This is a genomic window from Micromonospora sp. NPDC048040 (assembly GCF_055587185.1).
In genome coordinates, this window is record NZ_JBVJGT010000008.1 from 119,186 (window position 1) to 139,410 (window position 20,225).

The window sequence follows — 20,225 nt, forward strand, 5'->3', positions numbered from 1 at the left end:
TTCCGCCCGAAATGGAGGGGAAAAGAGGTGGATCACACGAGGCGACGGTCGGCCGCCCAGCGGGACAACTCGTACCTGTTGGACATCTGGAGCTTGCGCAGCACGTTCGACACGTGCGTCTCGACCGTCTTGATCGAGATGTAGAGCTCCTTGGCGATCTCCTTGTAGGCGTACCCCCGGGCGAGCAGCCGCAGCACCTCGCGCTCACGGTTGGTGAGCTGGTCCAGCTCCGGATCGGCCACCGGCGCGTCCGGACGGGCCGCGAACGCGTCCAGCACGAACCCCGCCAGCCGGGGGCTGAACACGGCGTCGCCGTCGGCCACCCGGCGGATCGCGGCGGCCAGCTCCTCCGGGGAGATCGTCTTGGTGACGTAGCCCCGCGCGCCGGCCCGGATCAGCCCGATCACGTCCTCCGCCGCGTCCGAGACGCTCAACGCCAGGAACTTGACCTGCGGATGGGTACGCCGCATCGCCTCCAGCACCGCGCGACCGCCGCCATCCGGCATGTGCACGTCGAGCAGCACCACGTCGGGCAGCGTGGCGGCGATCCGGGTGACCGCCTCGCCGACCGTGCTCGCCTCCCCCACCACCTCGACGTGCGCACCCAGCTCGGCGCGGACCCCCGCGCGGAACATGGCGTGGTCGTCGACGAGGAAGACCCGCAGCCGCTCCGCGCCGGCACCCGCTCCCTCGACCGGTTCCATCGACTGCTCGGTCATCACTTGTCCCTTTCCGCCGTGGACGAGTCCCGGGAGATCGGCAGGATCAACCGGACCTCGGTCCCCTCCCCCGGCTCGGACCGGATCTCCGCCCGGCCGCCGTGCCGCTTCATCCGCCCGATGATCGAGCCCCGGACGCCGTGCCGGTGATCCTCCACCGTATCCGGGTCGAAGCCCTTCCCCCGGTCCCGGACGAAGACACTGACCTGTTCCGGCTCGACCTCGGCGTACAGCGAGACCGTCTGCACCCCGGCGTGCCGGGCGGCGTTCACCAGCGCCTCGCGCCCGGCCGCGACCAGCGCGCCGACCCGCTCGTCGGTCTCCCGGTCGCCGACCACCACCGCCTCGACGGTGATCGCGAAGGTGTCCTCGACCTCGGCGGCGGCCTGCTCCAGCGCGGCGGCGAAGCGCTCGGTCGGCGATCCGGTGGGCTTGTAGAGCCAGTTGCGCAGCGAGCGTTCCTGCCCCCGGGCGAGCCGCTGGACCGTCTTCACGTCGGCCGCGTTGCGCTGGATCAGGGCCAGGGTGTGCAGCACCTGGTCGTGCACCATCGCGGCCAGCTCGGCCCGCTCCTGCTCACGGATGCGCCCCTCGCGCTCCGAGCGGAGCTGGTTGAACGTCCGCCACAGCACCGGCGCGGCCACCACCCCGACCCCGGCGAGCCCGACCAGGGCGAAGATCACGCCGTTGAGCACCGCGTCGAAGTTCTGCGCCGGGGAGTAGACCGCGGCGACGCCGATTATGCCGACCGCGACCAGCACCCCGCCGCCGATGAACCGGAGCACGAAGGCCCGCCGGTCGCTCTCCTCCACCACCGCGCCCAGCCACGGCACCGGCATGGAGTCGCCCCACTGCCGCCGCCGCTCCGGGGCCGACTGGTGCCAGATCACCCCGGCGCCGACCGCGATGATCGCGACCAGCCACCCGGCGGTGCCGGCCGCGCCGACCGAGTCGAAGACCATCATCTGCACCAGCAGCACGCCGAGGCCGATCGCCACGAACGGCAGCAGCTGGGCGACGTCCCGGCGGGGCGGTACGGCGGTGTCGCCGGGCCGCAGCGGCACGACCGCCCAGAAGGCCGCGTAGAGCAGCAGGCCGAGACCACTCAGCCCGAGCAGCACCATGAAGGCGACCCGCACCCGCAGCACGGAGATGCCGAGGTGGTCGGCGATGCCGGCGGCCACCCCGGCGGCCATCCGGTGCTCGGGGGCGCGGTAGAGGCGAGGTGGCTGGGTCACGGCGTCGATCGGAGGCTCCCTGGTCACGACGGGCACGGGGCGGGCGACCGTTCGCTGCCGGCGCCGGTTCGATCGTCACACGCTGCGCCGCCGCCCGACCACGGGGACGCCCCCGACATTCCGGCCGCCCGGATCTCAGGGTGGGGTCAGGGTCGGGTCCTGAGGTCGTCCGGGCGGTCGGGGCAGCAGGATCGAGGGCATGACCGAGGAAGCTGCCCAGTCCCCCCGTCCCGGGGCGGCACAGCCCGGTGGACCGCCGCCCGCCGCGACGCCCGCCGACGGGACCGCGTCCACCGCCTCCGGGGCGCCGCCGCCGGTGGCCGCGCCGGGCGCCGTCGGGTGGACGCCGCCGCCCGGCGCCGGGCCGGGCGTGGATCCGGGCGCCGGGCCGCAGCCGCCGTCCGGCGGCGCAGGCTTCACCTCCCGGTACGGGCTGGTCCGCCCCCGCGACGGCCGCTACCTGGCCGGCGTCTGCGCGGCGATCGGCCGGGCCACCAACACCGACCCGGTGCTCTGGCGGGTGCTCCTCGCCGTGCTCGGCTTCTTCGGCGGCATCGGCATCCTGGTCTACGTCACCGCCTGGCTGATCATCCCCGGCGAGGGGGACAGCGCCTCCCCCGTCGAGTCGATGCTCGGTCGGGGCCGGTCCAGCATGTCCCCGATCACCGTGATCGTGCTCAGCATCCTGGTCGCGGTCAGCTTCGGCTACATCGTCACCGACGCGTTCCGGGCGGTGCTGCTCGGTGCCACGATCCTGATCGGCGGGGCGCTGATGCTCAACCGGGACAACCGGGGCACCGGGGCCACGCCGGCCGGTACGGTCCCGCCCGCACCGGCCGCCCCGCCCGGCCCGGTGCCGCCGGTCAGCTATCCCGCGCCGGCCGCGTACCAGGCCCCGCCGAGCGTCGCCGTGGCCCCCGGCGGGGCCCCGGCGCCGGCCGCGCCCGCGGACAACGTCCCGGTCACCGGCCAGCCGGCCGAGCCGACCGCCGAGCTGCCCGCCTGGCCGCCGGCCGCCCCGCCCGCGCCGACCGCCCCGCCCGCGCCGGCCCCCTTCCCCGGGGGTACGCCGACCGCCGGCTGGCCGCCGGCCGCGCCCACGTCCGGCTGGCCCGGCGCGACCTCGGGGGGCGCACCGGCCCGCCCCGCGCCCCTGCCGCCGAGCTACCGGCCCCCGTTCGCCCCGCACGGCCCGTACGCCGGCCAGGCGGGCATCCCGCCACTGCCGCCGCGACCGCCGCGACCGCCGAAGCCGCCGAAGCGCCCGCGTGAGCGCTCCCCGCTCGGCGCGGTGACCTTCTCGCTGATCTTCCTCGTCCTCGGCGTGGTCGCCGTCCTCGACCTGCTGGACGTCTTCGACGTCGGGGCGTCGGCGTACTTCGCCGCCACCCTGGCCACCATCGGGCTCGGTCTGCTGGTCGGTACCTGGTTCGGGCGGGCCCGGTGGCTGATCGCGCTCGGCGTGGTGGCCGCCGCCGCCCTCGGGATGGCCACCGTGGCCGAGTCCTACGACCGGGTCCGGGGCGTCGACGGCAACGTGACCTGGGCCCCCACCGACCACCGCGACCTCGCCGTCCGGTACGAGAACAGCTTCGGCGACGCGACCCTCGACCTGCGGGCGGTCGACTTCGACAAGAAGAACACCGAGATCACGGTCTCCGTCAACTTCGGGGAGTGCACCGTGGTGGTGCCGCCGAACGTCGACGTCACCACGGTGACCGACGTCAACGCCGGTGACGCGGTCGTCTTCGGCAAGCACTCCGGCGGGCTGGACGGCCCGCTCCGGGAGACGACCGACCTGGGTGCCGACGGCGCCGGCGGCGGCACACTGCGCCTCTACGTCCACGTGAACGCCGGCAACCTGGAGGTGACCCGGTGAAGGCCCACCGCACCGACGTCGTGTCGTTCGCCTTCGGGCTGATCTTCGTCGGGCTCGCCGCGTGGTGGCTGCTCGCCAAGTTGCTCGGGCTCGCCCTGCCACCCGTCGGCTGGTTCCTGGCCGGCGCGCTGATCGTGATCGGTCTCCTGGGCCTGGTGGGCGCGCTGCGCTCCGGGCGCTCCGCCGCGACCGGCAAGGACGCGGCCCCCGCCCCGGACCGCGTCGGGCCCACCTCCGCCCAGCCGGCCGCCGAACCCGCCGGTGACGAGCCGGACCGGCACACCGCCGACGTCGATCCGACCCGGTGGGACCTCGACCGGCCGGCCCCGGCCGACGAGCCGGCGGCATGGGGCACCGGGCGGTCGGACTGGGGCCAGCGGTCCGAATGGGGCGGGCCGTCCGAGTGGGAGGTGTCCGCGCCGGTGTCGGGCACGCCGACGGCCGGCCCACGGACCGGGGACGACGCCGACGAGTCGCCCACCGAGGCGGTCACCGACGTCCGCCCCGACGCGGTCGAGGACCGGCCCGCCGACGAGGACGACCGGCCGGGCCCGGTCGGCGGCGCGCCGTCCGGCGAGGAGCGCCCGCGCGGCTGACCACAGCGGTGCGGCCCGCCTCCGCAGCCGCCTATGCTGGCCGGTGGAGATCTCGCCTCCGCCGGCCGGACCGCGCCGACGTGGCCGCCGAGCCGGCCGGACCGCGCCGCCGTGGCGGTCCCGCCGCGATTCCCGTCTCTACCCCGTCAGGAGCCCGTCCGACATGACGCAGTCCCCCGCCGTGCGCCCCGCCGGCCGCTCCGGTCCGGTCGGCATCGGCGAGCGAGCCGCCCGTACCCTCGTCGCCGAGCTGGCCCGGATGAACGACCCGAAGGCCGCCCTGCTGGTCGGCGCGACGCCGGAGTCCGCGGTGCTGGCCGCGGCGATCGACGCGCTGCTGCCCGGCGACACCCTCACGCTGGTGCCCGCCGGGTCGACCGGCCCCGGGGCACTGCGGGAGCACGTCACCGCCCAGGGGCGCTGGGTCGCCGACCGGGTCCGCGTGGTCGACACGCTCACCGAGGCCGAGCCCGCCGCGGTGGTCATCGCCGGGGAGCCGTTCACCGGCACGGCCGACGAGACCCGCGGCGCCGTCGAAGGCCTGACGAAGTATCTCACCGACGGCGCGGTGCTGAGCGTGGCGACGACCGCCACGCCGGGGCGCACGGCGGGCGCGGCGGCGGAGCTGGACCGGCAGGGCGCGCTGTACGGCGTCGGCACCGACCTGGTGCTGCGCAACAACCCGCCGCTGCGGGTGTACCGGCTCCGCTTCACCCCGGCCGACGCCGCCTCGGCGGCGTCGCTCGCCCCGGCGTACCGCCCGTCGAGCGTGCCGCTGACCCGCGGCATGCACATCGACTCCAACGGGGTGGCTGCCGCCGGCATCACGCTCGGCCTGGCCGCGCTGACCCGGCTCGCCCGGCCGAAGTCGAAGCTCTGGCTGCTCCCCGCCCTGGCCGCCGCGCCGGTGGCGGCCTTCTTCCGGGACCCGGAGCGCGACGTGCCGGAGGACCCGTCGGCGGTGGTCGCCGCGGCCGACGGCCAGGTGCTGTCGGTCCAGCGGCTGCACGACGAGCGCTTCGGCGCGGGTGAGTGGCTGCGGGTCGCGGTCTTCCTCTCGGTGCTGGACGTGCACGTCAACCGCGCCCCGGTCGCCGGCAAGGTGGTCGACTACTTCGTCGCCGACGGCGGCTTCGCCAACGCGATGAAGCCGGCGGCGGAGCACAACGTCGCCGCGTACACGGTGCTGGACACCGCGCACGGCACGGTGGTCGTGGCGCAGCGCACCGGCCTGATCGCCCGGCGGATCGTGCAGCGGGCGCCGATCGGCGCGCTGCTGGCCAGGGGCGAGCGGTTCGGGCTGATCCGGTTCGGCTCGCGCACCGACGTCTACCTGCCGGCCGACGCCGCCGAGCCGCTCGTCGGGCCCGGCGACAAGGTGGTCGGCGGCTCCACCGTCATCGCCCGCTGGCGCTGACGCGGCGGGCACGGGGCAGACACGAAAGGGGCGCCGCGGGATCGCGGCGCCCCTTTCGGCGTACGTGGGGGTCAGGCGGTGCGACGCTGGCGAAGCCAGAGCACCGGGCCGCTGACCAGGTAACCGACCACGATCAGGGCGAAGGTGAGCCGGATGTCGACCAGCGCGCCGATCACCGGGGCCAGCCACACCCACGGCGGCAGCTTGACCAGGCGGGCCAGCTTCGCGTACGGGAAGCTGGAGACCATGGCGAAGGCGAGCAGCGCCACGCCGGCGACCTGGACCGTGCCCGGCACCGGCAGCCCGATGGCGACGGTGAGGGCGAGGACGGCGGCCGCCATCGTGGTGGGCACGCCGCAGAAGAACCGGCCGTCCTTCGGCGAGACGTTGAACCGGGCGAGCCGGATGGCCGCGCACGCCGCGACGAGGGCGCACGCCACCGCCGCCGCCGCGGTGGACACCGACCCGGCCAGCGAGGCGTAGACCACCACGGGGGCGGCCAGGCCGAACGAGCACATGTCGGCCAGCGAGTCCATCTGCGCGCCGAACGGGCTGGCCACGCCGAACTTGCGGGCGAGCGCGCCGTCGAGGCCGTCGAACACCACGCAGGCGATCAGGCACAGCGCGGCGACCCGCACCTCGCCCTGCATGGCGAGGAAGATCGCCAGCATGCCGAGCATCAGGCTGCTGAGCGTGCAGGCGTTGACCACCGCGAACTTCATCCGGCGGGCGACCGTCCGCTCGCCGGGGAGCAGCGGGATCGCCCTCGCCGGCTCGTCGACCGGGGTCGCCGGCGGGAGGGCGGGGCTGACCGGGGCGATCGACGCGACGTCGCCGCGCTCGAACCGGTTCAGACCGTAGCGGCGGCGCGGCCGGTCGGCGTACCGGTGCTCGGGCAGCGACAGGTCGGTGGCGCCGCGCAGGTCGCCGTCGCGGCGGCCCACCCGGACCAGCAGCACCTGCCGGGCGAACGTGCTGCTGCGGCGCAAGGAGCCCGCCCAGCGACGCCCTGCGGGGCGCGGACTGTCAGTGGTACGACGCCGGCGCCATGGGGCTCTCGGCACGTTTCCTCCATCACCGGATCGGCTGACCGCACGGGGGCGGGTGTCCGGCTGTCTCATGCCGGACCTTTCTGGCCCGGCAGCCATTTTGCGGAGTACACCATCGCATAAGGGAACGGGGATTGGCGATAGCTGCCGGCGGTACTTATATCTCCCTTAAACCGCGCGAACCGCCCTCTTGTTCCCAACCCGGGCTCCATCGCCCGTTTCCTCCACCAACCCCACATCGAATGTACCGGACGCCCTCGCCACCGGCCCGGCCAGCGACCGCCGCCAGCCCCGATGTCCGATTACGGACCGTCATCAATGTCACAGCCAGCCGGGCGCACCAGGGCGCGGGCCGGCGACCGTCGTCAGCGGGACCGGTGGCCCAGCGCCAGGGCGGCGATCTCGGTGAGCCGCAGCCCGGCGAGCTGCTCCGGGGTGAACCAGGCGGCCCGGGCGGTCGAGCCCCCGGCCAGCTCCGTCACCCGCGGCTCGGTCGGCGCGTCGACCGCCACCCGGTAGACCACCCGGATGCCGTGCCAGTCCAGCGGGCGCCCCTCCGGGCCCAGCGCGGCCGGGTTGTGCAGGTTGTCGACGCCGACCAGCTCGACCACCCGGCCGAGCTGACCGGACTCCTCGACCAGCTCGCGCAGCAGGGCGGCGACCGGCTGCTCCCCGTGGTCGGTGCCGCCGCCGGGCAGGTGCCAGCGGCCGGCCCCCGGGTAGCCGTCGGCGATCATGGCGAGCAGCACCCGCCCGGCCGGGTCGGTCACCAGCCCGTACGCCCCGAAGCGCTGCCGCCGGTCGGCCGACGGCGCGCCCTCGTGGGGCAGCGCCCGGGGCAGGCCCGCCGGCAGGGGCGCGACGGGGAGGCCGAGCACCTCGGCGGTGAACGGCATCAGCGGCACCGCCGCCGCCTCGTCGGGGGCGAACCAGGCCAGCTCGTCGCTGCCGCCGGCCGGCTCCGGCCGCGGTTCGCCGCCACGCACCGCGACGTCGAAGACGAGGCGGTCGGTGTGCACCGCGACCCCGGAGTCACGGAACGTGGCCACGTCGGCGAGCACGGCCCGGAGCCCGGTCACCTCCACGGCGAGGCCGGTCTCCTCGGCGAACTCACGGACCACGGCGTGCGCCGGATCCTCCGCGTGCTCCAGCCCGCCGCCGGGCAGCTGCCACACCCCGGGGAACGGACACGAAGCCGAGCCCCGGGCCAGCAGCACCCGACCGTCGGCGCCCCGACACACCCCGTACGCCCCGACCCGCCGCCGTTCCTCCACCCGCCCGCACTCCCCCGCCCGCGCCGACCCGCTCCGTCGATCATGAGGTTAGCGGCAGCGGAACCGACGTGCCGCCCGGTCAACCTCATGATCAACGGACGGGTGGGAGAAGGGGCGCGGGGGCCGGGTCAGGCCAGTCGGGCGGCCTGGACGGCCTCGGCGGTGACCTCGGTCAGGCGGTCGGTGGGGAGGGCGCCCAGCTCCTCGCGGGCGAACCAGCGGGCCTCACAGGTGGAGCCGCCCACGTCGGCGACGGTGGGCGGGGCCGGTTTGTCGACCACGACCCGGTAGAACGCGCGGACGCCGTGCCAGTCGATCGGGTAACCCTCCGGGCCCAGGGACGCGGCGTCCCGGTGGCTGGCCACGCCGAGCAGCTCGACGAGGCGGCCGGTCTGCCCGGTCTCCTCGACCAGTTCCCGGATCAGGGCCGCGCCGGGCTGCTCGCCGTAGTCCGTGCCGCCGCCGGGCAGGTGCCAGCAGCCCGCGCCCGGGTAGCCGTCGGAGACCCGGGTGAGCAGCACCCGCCCGTCCGGGTCGGTCACCACGGCGTACGCGGCGAAGCGCTGGGCCCGGTGCAGCCCGTCCGGACCGGGCACGGCGTAGAACGAGGGGAACTCCGGCGGCTCGTCCGGCACGATGTCGGCGGACGAGGCGGGCACCCCGAGGGCGCGCGCCGTGAACGACCGCAGCGGCAGCTCGCGGGCCTCCTCCGGGGTGAACCAGCGGGCCAGGTCGGTCGGCCGGTCGACCCGGTCGGTGAGGGTCCCGCCCCGGACGGAGACGTGGTAGATCAGGCGGTCGGTGTGGATGGTGATGCCCCGGTCCGGCAGCGCCCGCATGTCGGCCAGCACGTCGTGCAGGCCGTCGACGGTGACGGAGAGACCGGTCTCGGCGGCGGTCTCGCGGACGACGGTGTGGTTCGGGTCCTCACCGTGATCGACCGCCCCGCCGGGCAGCGACCACGTGCCGGGAGTGCCGGAGCGCTCCGATGCGCGGACCAGCAACACTCGGCCGACCGAATCAGCACAAACTGCGTATGCCGCGATCCTGCGGAGCGGCTCCAGCATGGTGGTCACGGGGCCAAATTCTCCCCCGCCCGGGTTACCTGCATCGAAAAGAGTCAGATTCCTGACTCAATGCTCGCGCCTCAGGGGCAGGTCAGGGTAAGGCTCCGGGCGGTCACCGAGGTCGGCCGGGTCGGCGGCGCGGATGGTGGAGGCATGACTTCCACCGCCTCTTCCCAGCCCCCGTACAAGCAGCTCCGCCGCCCCGTCACGGACCGGATGGTCGCCGGGGTGGCCAGCGGCCTCGGCCGCTACTTCGCCGTCGACCCCACGCTCGTCCGGGTGGTCTTCGCGGTCACCGGCCTGCTCACCGGCGGGCTCGCGCTGCTCGCGTACCCGATCATGTGGTTCCTGATGCCCGAGGAGCCGGCCGACGCCCCCGCCTGGCCGCACCCGGCGCAGGCCGCGCCGCCCACGGTGGCGCAGCCGACCGTGGCGCCCACGGTGGCGCAGCCGACCGTGGCGCAGCCCACGCCGCCGACCTACCCGCCGGCGGCGTGAGGCCGGGTCACTCCCACTCGATGGTGCCCGGCGGCTTGCTGGTGACGTCGAGCACCACCCGGTTGACCTCGGCGACCTCGTTGGTGATCCGGGTGGAGATCCGGGCGATCACCTCGTACGGCAGCCGGGACCAGTCGGCGGTCATCGCGTCCTCGCTGGAGACCGGCCGCAGCACCACGGGATGCCCGTAGCTGCGGCCGTCGCCCTGCACCCCGACGCTGCGCACGTCGGCCAGGAGCACCACCGGGAACTGCCAGACGCCCCGGTCCAGCCCGGCGGCGGTCAACTCCTCGCGGGCGATCAGGTCGGCCTGGCGGAGCAGGTCGAGACGCTCCCGGTCGACCGCGCCGATGATCCGGATCGCCAGGCCGGGACCCGGGAACGGGTGCCGCCAGACCATCGCCTCCGGCAGGCCGAGCTGGAGACCGAGCGCCCGGACCTCGTCCTTGAACAGCGTGCGCAGCGGCTCGACCAGGCTGAACTTCAGGTCCTCCGGCAGGCCGCCGACGTTGTGGTGGCTCTTGATGTTGGCGGTGCCGGTGCCGCCGCCGGACTCGACCACGTCCGGGTAGAGAGTGCCCTGGACGAGGAACTCGACGTCGCCGTGGGCGGCGATCTCCCGCGCGGCGGCCTCGAAGACCCGGATGAACTCCCGGCCGATGATCTTGCGCTTCTGCTCCGGGTCGGTCACCCCGGCCAGCGCGCCCAGGAACCGGTCGGCGGCGTCGACCACCTTCAGCTTGATCCCGGTGGCGGCGACGTAGTCCTTCTCCACCTGCTCGGCCTCGCCCGCGCGCAGCAGGCCGTGGTCGACGAAGACGCAGGTGAGCTGGTCGCCGATGGCCCGGTGCACCAGCGCGGCGGCGACGGCCGAGTCGACCCCGCCGCTCAGTGCGCAGATGACCTCCTTGTCGCCCACCTGCTCGCGGATCCGGGCGACCTGCTCGTCGATGATGTTCTCGGGCGTCCAGGTCGGCGCGATGCCGGCGATGTCGTAGAGGAAGCGGCGCAGCATCTCCTGGCCGTGCGCGGTGTGCCCGACCTCCGGGTGGAACTGCACGCCGGCCCGGCGGCCGGCCAGGTCCTCGAACGCGGCGACCGGCGCGCCCGCCGACTCGGCGGTCACCGCGAAGCCCGCCGGGGCCTCCGTGACGCAGTCGCCGTGGCTCATCCACACCGGCAGGTCGTCCGGCAGCTCGCGGAGCAGCACGCCGGCCTCCGGGCGGGCGCGCAGCGGGGTGCCGCCGTACTCGCGGTTGCCGGTGCGGGCCACCGTGCCGCCGAGGGCCTGGGCCATCGCCTGGAAGCCGTAGCAGATGCCGAAGACCGGCACTCCGGAGTCGAACATGCCGGCGTCGATCTGCGGGGCGTCCGGCGCGTAGACGCTGGACGGACCACCGGAGAGGATGATCGCGGCCGGGTCCTTCGCCAGCATCTCGGCGACGGGCATCGAGTGGGGCACGATCTCGGAGTAGACGTTGGCCTCGCGCACCCGGCGCGCGATGAGCTGGGCGTACTGGGCTCCGAAGTCCACCACGAGGACGGGGCGAGGCGTGCTCATGTGCAGAAAGCCTACCCACCGTCACGCCCGCGCCCACGACACCCCGGCACACGTCACCCCCGCCGCGCGCGATCTTGCACCTTCCGCCCGGACATGCGGCCCGAAAGCCGCACAACGGGGGCCGAAAGTGCAAGACCGCGGGAGATCAGGGGCGGAGGGCGCCGGGGGCGTGCGGGGGCACCGCCGGGTGGCGCGGGGGGACCGGGTCCATCCGGGCGTACGGGGAGCCCAGCGGTGGGCGGGGGTCCGGATCACCCTTGTTGGGCCAGAAGGACATGGCGCGTTCCGCCTGGGCGGTGATGGTCAGCGACGGGTTCACCCCGAGGTTCGCCGAGACCGCCGCGCCGTCGACCACGTGCAGCCCCGGGTGGCCGAAGACCCGGTGCCACGGGTCGACCACGCCGTCGGCCGGGGTGGCGCCGATCACCGCCCCGCCGAGGATGTGCGCGGTCATCGGGATGTCGAACGGCTCGGTCAGCGCCCCGCCGGGCGTACCGCCGATCTCCTCGGCGAGCAGCCGGGCCGCCCGGTTGCCCGCGGGGATCCACGTCGGGTTGGGCACGCCGTGCCCCGGCCCGGAGACCAGGCGCCGCCCCCACGGGCCGCGCCGCAACCGGGTGGTCAGCGAGTTGTCCGCCGACTGCATCACCAGGGCGATCACCGTCCGCTCCGACCAGTCGCGCACCGACAGCAGCCGGGCCGCCGGGCCGGGCCGGCGCAGCAGCGTGCCGAGCCAGCGGCGCACCCGGTGCGGGCCGCCGTCGACCAGCAGCGACTGGAGCAGCCCCATCGCGTTGGAGCCCCGCCCGTAGCGGACCGGCTCGATGTGGGTCTGCGGGTCGGGGTGGAACGAGCTGGTGATCGCCACCCCCTCGGTGAAGTCGAGCCCGTCGGCGCGGGCCCGCCGGCGGGGCACCGAGGCGCCGAGGATCGCCTCCGAGTTGGTCCGGGTCAGCTCGCCGAGGCGGGGCGAGAGCGCGGGCAGCGCCCCCTCGGCCCGCATCGCGTGCAGCAGCCGCTGCGTGCCGAGGGCGCCGGCCGCGAAGACGACCTGGTCGGCGTGGACCACCTGCCGCCGTGCGCGCGGCCAGGCCCCGGTGCGCACGGTGTGCACCGCGTACCCGCCGCCGTCGGCCGGGCGCACGGCGGTCACCATGGTCAGCGGGTGCACCCGGGCGCCGAGCCGCTCGGCCAGCCACAGGTAGTTCTTGACCAGGGTGTTCTTCGCGCCGTACCGGCAGCCCGTCATGCACGCGCCGCAGTGCGTGCAGCCGGTGCGCTCCGGGCCGGCGCCGCCGAAGTAGGGGTCGGCGACCCGCTGACCGGGCCGACCGATGTGCACGCCGACCGGGGTGGCGTGGAAGGTGTGCCCGACCCCCATCCGCTCGGCCACCGCCCGCATCGCCCGGTCCGCGGGAGTGACGACGGGGTACGCGGTCACGCCGAGCATCCGCTTCGCCTGGTCGTAGTGGCGGGCCAGCTCGTCGCGCCAGTCGGTGATGCCCCGCCACTGCGGGTCGGCGTAGAAGGCGTCCAGCGGCTCGTAGAGGGTGTTCGCGTAGACCAGCGAACCGCCGCCCACCCCGGCCCCGGAGAGCACCAGCACCCCGCCGCCGGCCTTCCGGTCGGCCGCCCGCAGCAGGGTGATCCGCTGGAGGCCGTAGCAGCCGAGGCGGGGCGCCCAGAGGAAGCGGCGCAGCCGCCAGGAGGTCTGCGGGAACTCGTCGTCGGCGAAGCGGCGCCCGGCCTCCAGCACACCGACCGCATAGCCCTTCTCGGCCAGCCGGAGCGCGGTGACGCTGCCGCCGAAGCCGGACCCGATGACGACCACGTCGTACCGCATGAACGCATCATTACCGCTGAGTAGCCATCGCGCCAGCACGGGTTTCCGCGCGATCATGCTCCCGTCCGTCGATCCGGGGACGCCCACCCGAACCCGGGCCCGGAGTCCGAACGTTGTCTCACACGGGGGTGTCGCATGGCTCAGGGGACAGGGGCACAGCGCCCGAGGTGGCTGCTGGGGCTCGCCGCCCTCGCGGCGGTGGTGCTGGTGGCCGCCGGCGTGCTGGTGGTCACCCGCCTCGTCGGCGACGACGGGTCGCGGCGGATCGGCCCGACCGCCGCCACGCCGACCGCGAGCGCCACACCGACCGCGGATCCCACCCCGAGCCCCACGGCTCCGCCGGGCGCCGGCATCACCGGCCCGCTCAACCTCCTGCTGGTCGGGGTGGACACCCGGGTCAGCGTGCCCGGCTGGGAGCCGCACGGCGACGCCGTGCTGGTGGTCCACGTGCCGAAGGGGCTCGACCGGGCGTACCTCTTCTCCCTCCCCCGCGACCTGCTGGTCGACATCCCGGCCTTTCCGAAGGCCGACTACGGCGGCGGGAAGACCAAGCTCACCCACGCGATGAGTTACGGCAGCCGGGTGCCGGGCAAGCCCAAGGAGCCGAGCACCGAGCAGGGCTACGAGCTGCTGCGCAGCACGGTCAGCGGCTACACCGGGCTGCGCTTCGACGCCGGCGCGGTGCTCACCTTCAACGGCTTCGACAAGCTGGTGGACGAGCTGGGCGGGGTGGACCTCTACGTCGACCAGCGGGTGGTCTCGCTGCACCGCCGCCCCGACGGCCGGCACCGGGAGCCCGCCCCGGGCGGCGGCGGCTACGTCGGGCCGCAGATGGTCTACGAGAAGGGCGAGCGACACCTCACCGGCTGGCAGGCGCTGGACTACGCCCGGCAGCGCTACATCACCGGCGGCGACTACGCCCGGCAGCGCCACCAGCAGCAGCTGGTCAAGGCGCTGGTGACCAAGATCCTCGACGAGGACCTGGCCCGGCAGCCGGAGCGCGTCCAGCGGGTGGTGGACGCGCTCGGCGACACGCTGGTCTACGCGGGCGGGCCGCGGATCGTGGACGTCGCGTACGCCCTCGGCGGGCTGTCGCCGGACCGGTTCGTGCTGGTCGGCCTGCCCGGCGAGGGGGTGGGCCAGGGCAGCGCCTACCGGGGCGAGCAGCTCAAACCGACCGGCCGGACGTTCCTCACCGAGCTGCGCGCCGGCCGGGCGGACGCGTACCTCGCCGCCCACCCGGAGCTGCGCGTCAAGGGCTGACCGCCGTCACAGCGGCTCGGGCCGGGCGGGGCGCTCGGTGCCGCGCAGCCAGTCGTCGAAGAGGTCGTCGAGCTTCTTGCCCGAGACCCGCTCGGCCAGCGCGACGAACTCGGCCGTGGTGGCGTTGGCGTCCCGCTTCTGCGCCGCCCACGTCCTCAGGATCTCGAAGAACGCCTTGTCGCCGACGGCCACCCGCAGCGCGTGCACGGTCATCCCGCCGCGCTGGTAGACCGACTCGCTGAACAGGTTCGCCACCCCCGGCTCGCCGGGCGGCGTCCGCCAGACCTGGCCGGACGATCCGGCGTACCGGTCGTCGAACGCCTGCTGGGCGGTGCGCCCGCCGTCGTGCTCGGCCCAGAGCCACTCGGCGTACGTGGCGAGCCCCTCGTTGAGCCAGATGTCCTGCCACCTCGCCAGCGACACGCTGTTGCCGAACCACTGGTGGGCCAGCTCGTGCGCGACCACCCCGGTGTTCTCGCCGCTGCGGAAGAAGCCCGCCGAGTAGACCGGGCGGCTCTGCGTCTCCAGGGCGTACCGGATCCGGGCGTCGGAGATCACCACGCCGCCGTACGCCCCGAACGGGTACGGCCCGAAGACGCTCTCCAGGTAGTCGGCCACCTCGACCGTGTCGGCGATCGACCGGTCCGCCGCACCCTCCGGCAGGTCGGTGGTGACCGCGTGGAACACCGGCCGCCCCTTGTGCTTGCCCTCCGTGATCCGGAACTTTCCGATCACGACGGTGCTGAGGTAGCTCGCCATCGGGCTGCGCTCGGCCCACTTCCAGGTGGTCCAGTCGCCGGCCGTGCTCTTCCCCTCCGGCACGCCGTTGCTGACCGCCGTCAGTCCCTTCGGGACGGTGATCTCGAAGTCGTAGGTGGCCTTGTCCGAGGGGTGGTCGTTGACCGGGAACCAGGTGCTCGCCGACTCGGGCTGGCCGAGCGCGATGGCGCCGTCGCCGGTGTGCAGGAAGCCCCCGACGCCGAGGATCTCGTTGCGCAGCGGCTCCGGCTCGCCCTCGTACGCGATCTCGGCGACGAAGCCGTTACCCGCGATCAGGCCGGTGGCCGGCGTGACCACCAACTCGTCGTCCTTGCGGCTGTGCTTCGCCGGGGCGCCGTCCACCGTCACCGACCGCACGGTCAGCCCGGCCAGGTCCAGGTTGAACGCCGACAGGTCCTGCGTCGCCGCCGCCTGGAGCGTGGTGGTGCCGGTGAGCCGGTCCTGCTCCGGGTGGTAGCGGACCTTGACCGTGTAGCGGCTGACGTCGTACCCGCCGTTGCCGTAGGTCGGGAAGTACTCGTCGCCGACGCCGGCCGCCCCGGGCTTGAACTGGCGGGCCGCGCTCGGCGACGCGGCGGTCGTGGCCGGGGCCGGGGCCGGTTCGTCGGCCGACCCGCACCCGGTCAACCCGAGCGCCCCGACCAGCAGCAGGCCGGTGCCCGCGCCCAGAACCCGCCGCGACAGCGTCATCGCCTCGTCCCTTCCCCTGTGCCGCCGGCTGCCCCGCCGGCGACCCGTGCCGGACCCGCGCCCGGCCGGTCCGCGGCAGCCTACCGAGCGGCCCTGAAATCCGCGTCAGGGCAGGGCGGGGGCGGAGTCGCCGACGAGCCAGGCGTCGAAGAGCTGGCGCAGGGACCTCCCGGAGACCCGTTCGGCCAGGACGACCAGGTCCTCGGTGGTGGCGTTGCCGCCCCGCCGCTGGGCCGTCCAGGTGCGCAGGATGCGGAAGAACGCGTCGTCGCCGACCGTGCGGCGCAGCGCGTGCACGGTGAGCGCCCCGCGCTTGTAGACGGCCGTGCCGAACAGCCCCGACCGTCCGGGGTCGACGACCGGGCGGGACCAGTCGGTGGCGGCGTACTCCAGTTCGAAGGCGCGCTGCGCGGTGCGACCGCCGTCGTGCTCCTCCCACAGCCACTCCGCGTAGCTGGCGAAGCCCTCGTTGAGCCAGATGTCGCTCCACCGGGTCAGCGTCACGCTGTTGCCGAACCACTGGTGGGCCAGCTCGTGTGCGACCACCCCCGGGTTGGGGCGGCCGTTGCGGAAGAAGCCGGGCCCGTAGACCGGCCGGGACTGGTTCTCGAGCGCGTAGCCGACCCGGTCGTCGGTGACCACGACCCCGCCGTAGGCGTCGAACGGGTACGGCCCGAACCGGCTGGCCAGGAAGTCGGCGATCTCGCCGGTGCGGGCGAGCGAGGCGGCCTCCGGGCCGGTGGCCGGCAGGCGCGCCGGCACGGCGGTGACCATCGGCTTGCCGGCGTGCGTGCCGGTCTCCACCCGGTAGGCGCCGATCACGAGGGTGGTGAGGTAGCTGGCCATCGGTGCCCGCTCGGCCCACCGCCAGGTGGTCCAGCCGTCGGCGCTCGTCCTCTCCCCCGGCACCCCGTTGCTCAGCGCGGCCAGCCCGTCCGGAACGGTCACCTCGATGTCGTACGTGGCCTTGTCCGACGGGTGGTCGTTGACCGGGAACCAGGTGGCCGCCGACCAGGGCTGCCCGAGCGCGATCGCGCCGTCGGCGGTGTGCAGGAACCCGCCGCTGCCGAGCTGCCCGTCGGCCTTCGCGGTCGGCACGCCCGAGTAGTCCACCTCGACCGCGAACCGCCGGCCCTGCGGCAGCCCGTGGCGCGGGGTGACCACCAGCTCGTCGCCGTCGCGCCGGTGCTCGGCGCGGGCGCCGTCCGTCGTGACCGCGGTGACGTCGAGGCCGACGAGGTCGAGGGTGAACCGGGACAGCCCGTGCACCGCCGTCGCCACGACCTTCGCCCGCCCGGTCAACCGGTCGGTCGCCGGGTCGTAGCGGACCGTCAGGCGGTAGTGCGAGACGTCGTACCCGCCGTTTCCGGCGCCCGGCACGTACGGGTCGGCGAGGTCGACGCTGCCCGGGCGCAGACCGTCGCGCCCGCCCTGCCGGTCGGGGGCGTCGGTGGTGCAGGCGACCAGCAGCGCGACCGCCGCCGCCACGGCGACGAGCGTCGGGCGGATCCGGTCACGAGTACGACGCACCGGCCGAGCCTATCGGCGCGACCGGTGCGCGCGGTGCTTCTTGGTGCGGTCAGCGGTCGAGGACCAGACCGACCTTCTGGAACTCCTTGAGGTCGCGGTAGCCGCACTTGGCCATCGCCCGGCGCAGCCCGCCGAAGAGGTTGAGCTGGCCGTCCGGCTCGTCGGCCGGGCCGAAGAGCAGCTGCTCCATCGACCCCAGCGGCTCGCCGGCCACCTCGAACGCGCCCCGGGGCAGGGACGGGTGGCTGGCGGCGGAGTGCCACCAGGCGCCGCCGGCCGGCGCCTCCGCGCAGAGCGACAGCGGCTCGCCGAGCATCACCGCGTCCGCGCCGCAGCCGAGGGCCTTCGCGATGTCGCCCGAGGTCTGGATGTCGCCGTCGGCGATCAGGTGCACGTACCGGCCACCGGTCTCGTCGAGGTAGTCGCGGCGGGCCGCGGCGGCGTCGGCGATCGCGGTCGCCATCGGCACCCGGATGCCGAGCACGGAGTCCGTGGTCGACCAGTCGTCGCCGCCGATGCCGACGATCACACCGGCCGCGCCGGTGCGCATCAGGTGCAGCGCCGTCTTGTAGTCGGTGCAGCCGCCGACGATGACCGGGAGGTCCAGGTCGGCGATGAACTCCTTGAGGTTCAGCGGCTCCTCGGTGGTGGAGACGTGCTCGGCCGAGACGATGGTGCCCTGGATGACCAGGATGTCGACGCCGGCGTCGAGGATCACCGGGGCCAGCGCCAGGGTGTGCTGCGGGCTGACCCGCACGGCCACCGTCCCGCCGCCGGCGCGCAGCTCACGGACCCGCTCGGCGATCAGGTCGGGGCGGATCGGCTCCGCGTACACCTCCTGGAGCCGCTTGGTGGCACGGGCGTCCTCGCCCAGCGCGGACAGCTCCTCCAGGACCTTCGTCGGGTTCTCGTAGCGGGTCCACAGGCCCTCGACGTTGAGCACGCCGAGACCGCCGAGCTGGCCGAGCCGGACGGCGGACGCCGGGCTCATCGTCGCGTCGGAGGGGTGCCCGACGCAGGGGATGCCGAACTGGTACGCGTCGAGCTGCCAGGCGGTGGAGACGTCGTCGACGTCCCGCGTCCGGCGGCTCGGCACGATGGCGATGTCGTCCAGGTGGTAGCCGCGCTGCGCGGTCTTGCCCAGCCCGATCTCGACCACGTCACGCATGGGGGACTCCAGTTGTCACAGGGGGATGGTCAGCGGGAGTGGTAGTTGGGCGCCTCGACGGTCATCTGGATGTCGTGCGGGTGGCTCTCCTTGAGCCCGGCCGCCGTGATCCGGATGAGCTGACCGCGGCGGTGCAGCTCGGGGATGCTCTCCGCGCCGACGTACCCCATCGCGGCGCGCAGCCCGCCGATGAGCTGGTGGGCGACGGCGGACAGCGGGCCGCGGTAGGGCACCTGGCCCTCGACGCCCTCGGGGACCAGCTTGTCCTCGGCGAGCACGTCCTGCTGGAAGTAGCGGTCCTTCGAGTAGGACTTGGCCTGGCCGCGGGACTGCATCGCGCCGAGCGAGCCCATACCCCGGTAGGCCTTGTACTGCTTGCCGTTGATGAAGATCAGCTCGCCGGGGCTCTCCTCGCAGCCGGCCAGCAGGCTGCCGAGCATCACCGTGTCGGCGCCCGCGACCAGCGCCTTGGCGATGTCGCCCGAGTACTGGATGCCGCCGTCGCCGATCACGGGGACGCCGGCCGGCCGCGCGGCGCGGGCCGCCTCCATGATCGCGGTGATCTGCGGTACACCGACCCCGGCGACGATCCGCGTGGTGCAGATGGCACCCGGGCCGACCCCGACCTTCACGCCGTCGGCGCCCGCGTCGACCAGCGCCTTCGCGCCGGCGTACGTGGCCACGTTGCCGCCGACGATATCGATCGTGACGTCCTTCTTGAGCTGGCGGACCATGTCCAGCACCGCCCGCTGGTGGCCGTGCGCGGTGTCCACGATCAGCACGTCGACGCCCGCGTCGACCAGCGCCCGGGCCCGCTTGTACGCGTCGTCGCCCACCCCGACGGCGGCGGCGACCCGCAGCCGGCCGGCGTCGTCCTTGGTGGCGTTCGGGTACTGCTCGCTCTTGGTGAAGTCCTTGACCGTGATCAGCCCGCGCAGCCGGCCCGACTCGTCGACGATCGGCAGCTTCTCGACCTTGTGCTGGCGCAGCAGGCCCAGGGCGTCGTCCTTGCTCACCCCGACCGGGGCGGTGACCAGCGGGGTGCGGGTCATGATCTCGCGGACGGGGGTGGCCGGGTCGGAGACGAAGCGCATGTCGCGGTTGGTGACGATGCCGACCAGCTGGCCCTCGCCGTCCACCACCGGCACGCCGGAGATGCGGTAGCGCCCGCAGAGCGCGTCCACGTCCCGGAGGGTGTCGTTGGGGCTGGCGGTCACCGGGTTGGTGATCATGCCGGACTCGGAGCGCTTGACCAGGTCGACCTGGAGGGCCTGGTCCTCCAGGGAGAGGTTGCGGTGCAGCACGCCGATGCCGCCCTGGCGGGCCATCGCGATCGCCATCCGCGCCTCGGTCACCGTGTCCATCGCGCTGGAGAGCAGCGGGACGCTCAGGTTGATGTTGCGGGTCAGCTTCGTCACCGTGTTGACCCGGCTGGGCACCACGTCCGACTCGCCCGGCTGGAGCAGCACGTCGTCGAAGGTCAGGCCGAGCGGGACCACCCGGGCCGAGCCGGCGGGCAACTCCGGCAGGTGGCCGCCCAGCTCGCCGCTGTCGGCGGCGGTCGGCAGATCGGTGCTGGGCGAAATTTCCACGATTGCTCCCCTGAGCTGCTCGGACGGGCTTCAGCGAGGTGGCGCGGGCGGGCGCCGGCGC

15 protein-coding genes and 1 pseudogene are annotated in these 20,225 nt (G+C 74.5%); 5 read left to right on the forward strand and 11 right to left on the reverse strand.

What is annotated here, in order from left to right:
* Positions 1-32 precede the first annotated feature (32 nt).
* Together ACZ6O2_RS11825 and ACZ6O2_RS11830 are read right to left on the reverse strand one after the other, a co-directional pair.
* Positions 33-719, reverse strand: a complete 687-nt coding sequence (locus tag ACZ6O2_RS11825; RefSeq protein WP_350704013.1) for a response regulator transcription factor — start codon at positions 717-719, stop codon at positions 33-35.
* A complete protein-coding gene (locus ACZ6O2_RS11830) occupies positions 719-1,984 on the reverse strand; it encodes a PspC domain-containing protein (protein ID WP_350704015.1) in 1,266 nt (421 codons plus the stop codon). The genes ACZ6O2_RS11825 and ACZ6O2_RS11830 overlap by 1 nt, the downstream gene beginning before the upstream one ends.
* Before the next feature lie 172 nt (positions 1,985-2,156).
* Here ACZ6O2_RS11830 and ACZ6O2_RS11835 point away from each other — a divergent pair, with 172 nt between their 5' ends.
* The 3 genes and pseudogenes from ACZ6O2_RS11835 (at position 2,157) to ACZ6O2_RS11845 (ending at position 5,849) form a co-directional block, all read left to right on the forward strand.
* Positions 2,157-3,836 (forward strand): PspC domain-containing protein, encoded by a 1,680-nt coding sequence (locus ACZ6O2_RS11835; protein ID WP_466022810.1) that lies wholly within the window; start codon positions 2,157-2,159, stop codon positions 3,834-3,836.
* Positions 3,833-4,093 (forward strand): annotated as a pseudogene (locus ACZ6O2_RS11840) (hypothetical protein); the annotation flags it as partial. The gene ACZ6O2_RS11835 and the pseudogene ACZ6O2_RS11840, both read left to right, overlap by 4 nt.
* A gap of 502 nt (positions 4,094-4,595) precedes the next feature.
* Complete coding sequence (locus tag ACZ6O2_RS11845) at positions 4,596-5,849, forward strand: phosphatidylserine decarboxylase (RefSeq protein ID WP_350704019.1); 1,254 nt, start codon at positions 4,596-4,598, stop codon at positions 5,847-5,849.
* 71 nt (positions 5,850-5,920) lie between these two features.
* On the opposite strand, the gene ACZ6O2_RS11850 is transcribed toward ACZ6O2_RS11845, so the two are convergent.
* The 3 genes from ACZ6O2_RS11850 to ACZ6O2_RS11860 form a co-directional block, all read right to left on the reverse strand.
* Positions 5,921-6,838: a CDP-alcohol phosphatidyltransferase family protein gene (locus tag ACZ6O2_RS11850; RefSeq protein ID WP_466022811.1), complete on the reverse strand. Its 918-nt coding sequence runs from the start codon at positions 6,836-6,838 to the stop codon at positions 5,921-5,923.
* A 425-nt stretch (positions 6,839-7,263) separates the two neighbouring features.
* Entirely contained in the window at positions 7,264-8,172 is a 909-nt protein-coding gene (locus tag ACZ6O2_RS11855; protein WP_466022812.1) for an NUDIX hydrolase, read from the reverse strand.
* A 128-nt stretch (positions 8,173-8,300) separates the two neighbouring features.
* Positions 8,301-9,248, reverse strand: coding sequence for an NUDIX domain-containing protein (locus tag ACZ6O2_RS11860; protein ID WP_350704025.1), 948 nt, complete (start codon positions 9,246-9,248; stop codon positions 8,301-8,303).
* A gap of 144 nt (positions 9,249-9,392) precedes the next feature.
* Between ACZ6O2_RS11860 and ACZ6O2_RS11865 the strand changes: the two genes are divergently transcribed.
* Positions 9,393-9,737, forward strand: a complete 345-nt coding sequence (locus ACZ6O2_RS11865; RefSeq protein ID WP_466022813.1) for a PspC domain-containing protein — start codon at positions 9,393-9,395, stop codon at positions 9,735-9,737.
* A 7-nt stretch (positions 9,738-9,744) separates the two neighbouring features.
* Here the strand turns inward: ACZ6O2_RS11865 and guaA are convergent, their stop codons facing one another.
* Both guaA and ACZ6O2_RS11875 read right to left on the reverse strand, forming a co-directional pair.
* Positions 9,745-11,298, reverse strand: a complete 1,554-nt coding sequence (gene guaA, locus ACZ6O2_RS11870) for a glutamine-hydrolyzing GMP synthase (protein ID WP_350704029.1) — start codon at positions 11,296-11,298, stop codon at positions 9,745-9,747.
* A 145-nt stretch (positions 11,299-11,443) separates the two neighbouring features.
* Entirely contained in the window at positions 11,444-13,141 is a 1,698-nt protein-coding gene (locus tag ACZ6O2_RS11875) for an FAD-dependent oxidoreductase (RefSeq protein WP_466022814.1), read from the reverse strand.
* A 135-nt stretch (positions 13,142-13,276) separates the two neighbouring features.
* Between ACZ6O2_RS11875 and ACZ6O2_RS11880 the strand changes: the two genes are divergently transcribed.
* Positions 13,277-14,404 carry an LCP family protein gene (locus tag ACZ6O2_RS11880; RefSeq protein WP_466022815.1) on the forward strand — a complete coding sequence of 376 codons (1,128 nt, stop codon included), beginning with the start codon at positions 13,277-13,279 and terminating at the stop codon, positions 14,402-14,404.
* Between the two features lie 6 nt (positions 14,405-14,410).
* On the opposite strand, the gene ACZ6O2_RS11885 is transcribed toward ACZ6O2_RS11880, so the two are convergent.
* The 4 genes from ACZ6O2_RS11885 to guaB all read right to left on the reverse strand — a co-directional run bounded on the left by ACZ6O2_RS11885 (position 14,411) and on the right by guaB (position 20,164).
* Positions 14,411-15,874 (reverse strand): M1 family metallopeptidase, encoded by a 1,464-nt coding sequence (locus ACZ6O2_RS11885; protein ID WP_350704035.1) that lies wholly within the window; start codon positions 15,872-15,874, stop codon positions 14,411-14,413.
* Between the two features lie 105 nt (positions 15,875-15,979).
* On the reverse strand, positions 15,980-17,404 hold the full coding sequence (locus tag ACZ6O2_RS11890; protein WP_466022816.1) for a M1 family metallopeptidase: 1,425 nt from the start codon (positions 17,402-17,404) through the stop codon (positions 15,980-15,982).
* Positions 17,405-17,453: 49 nt separating this feature from the next.
* A complete protein-coding gene (locus tag ACZ6O2_RS11895) occupies positions 17,454-18,572 on the reverse strand; it encodes a GuaB3 family IMP dehydrogenase-related protein (protein WP_350704039.1) in 1,119 nt (372 codons plus the stop codon).
* 29 nt (positions 18,573-18,601) lie between these two features.
* Positions 18,602-20,164, reverse strand: coding sequence for an IMP dehydrogenase (gene guaB, locus ACZ6O2_RS11900; RefSeq protein WP_350704041.1), 1,563 nt, complete (start codon positions 20,162-20,164; stop codon positions 18,602-18,604).
* Between the last annotated feature and the right edge of the window lie 61 nt (positions 20,165-20,225).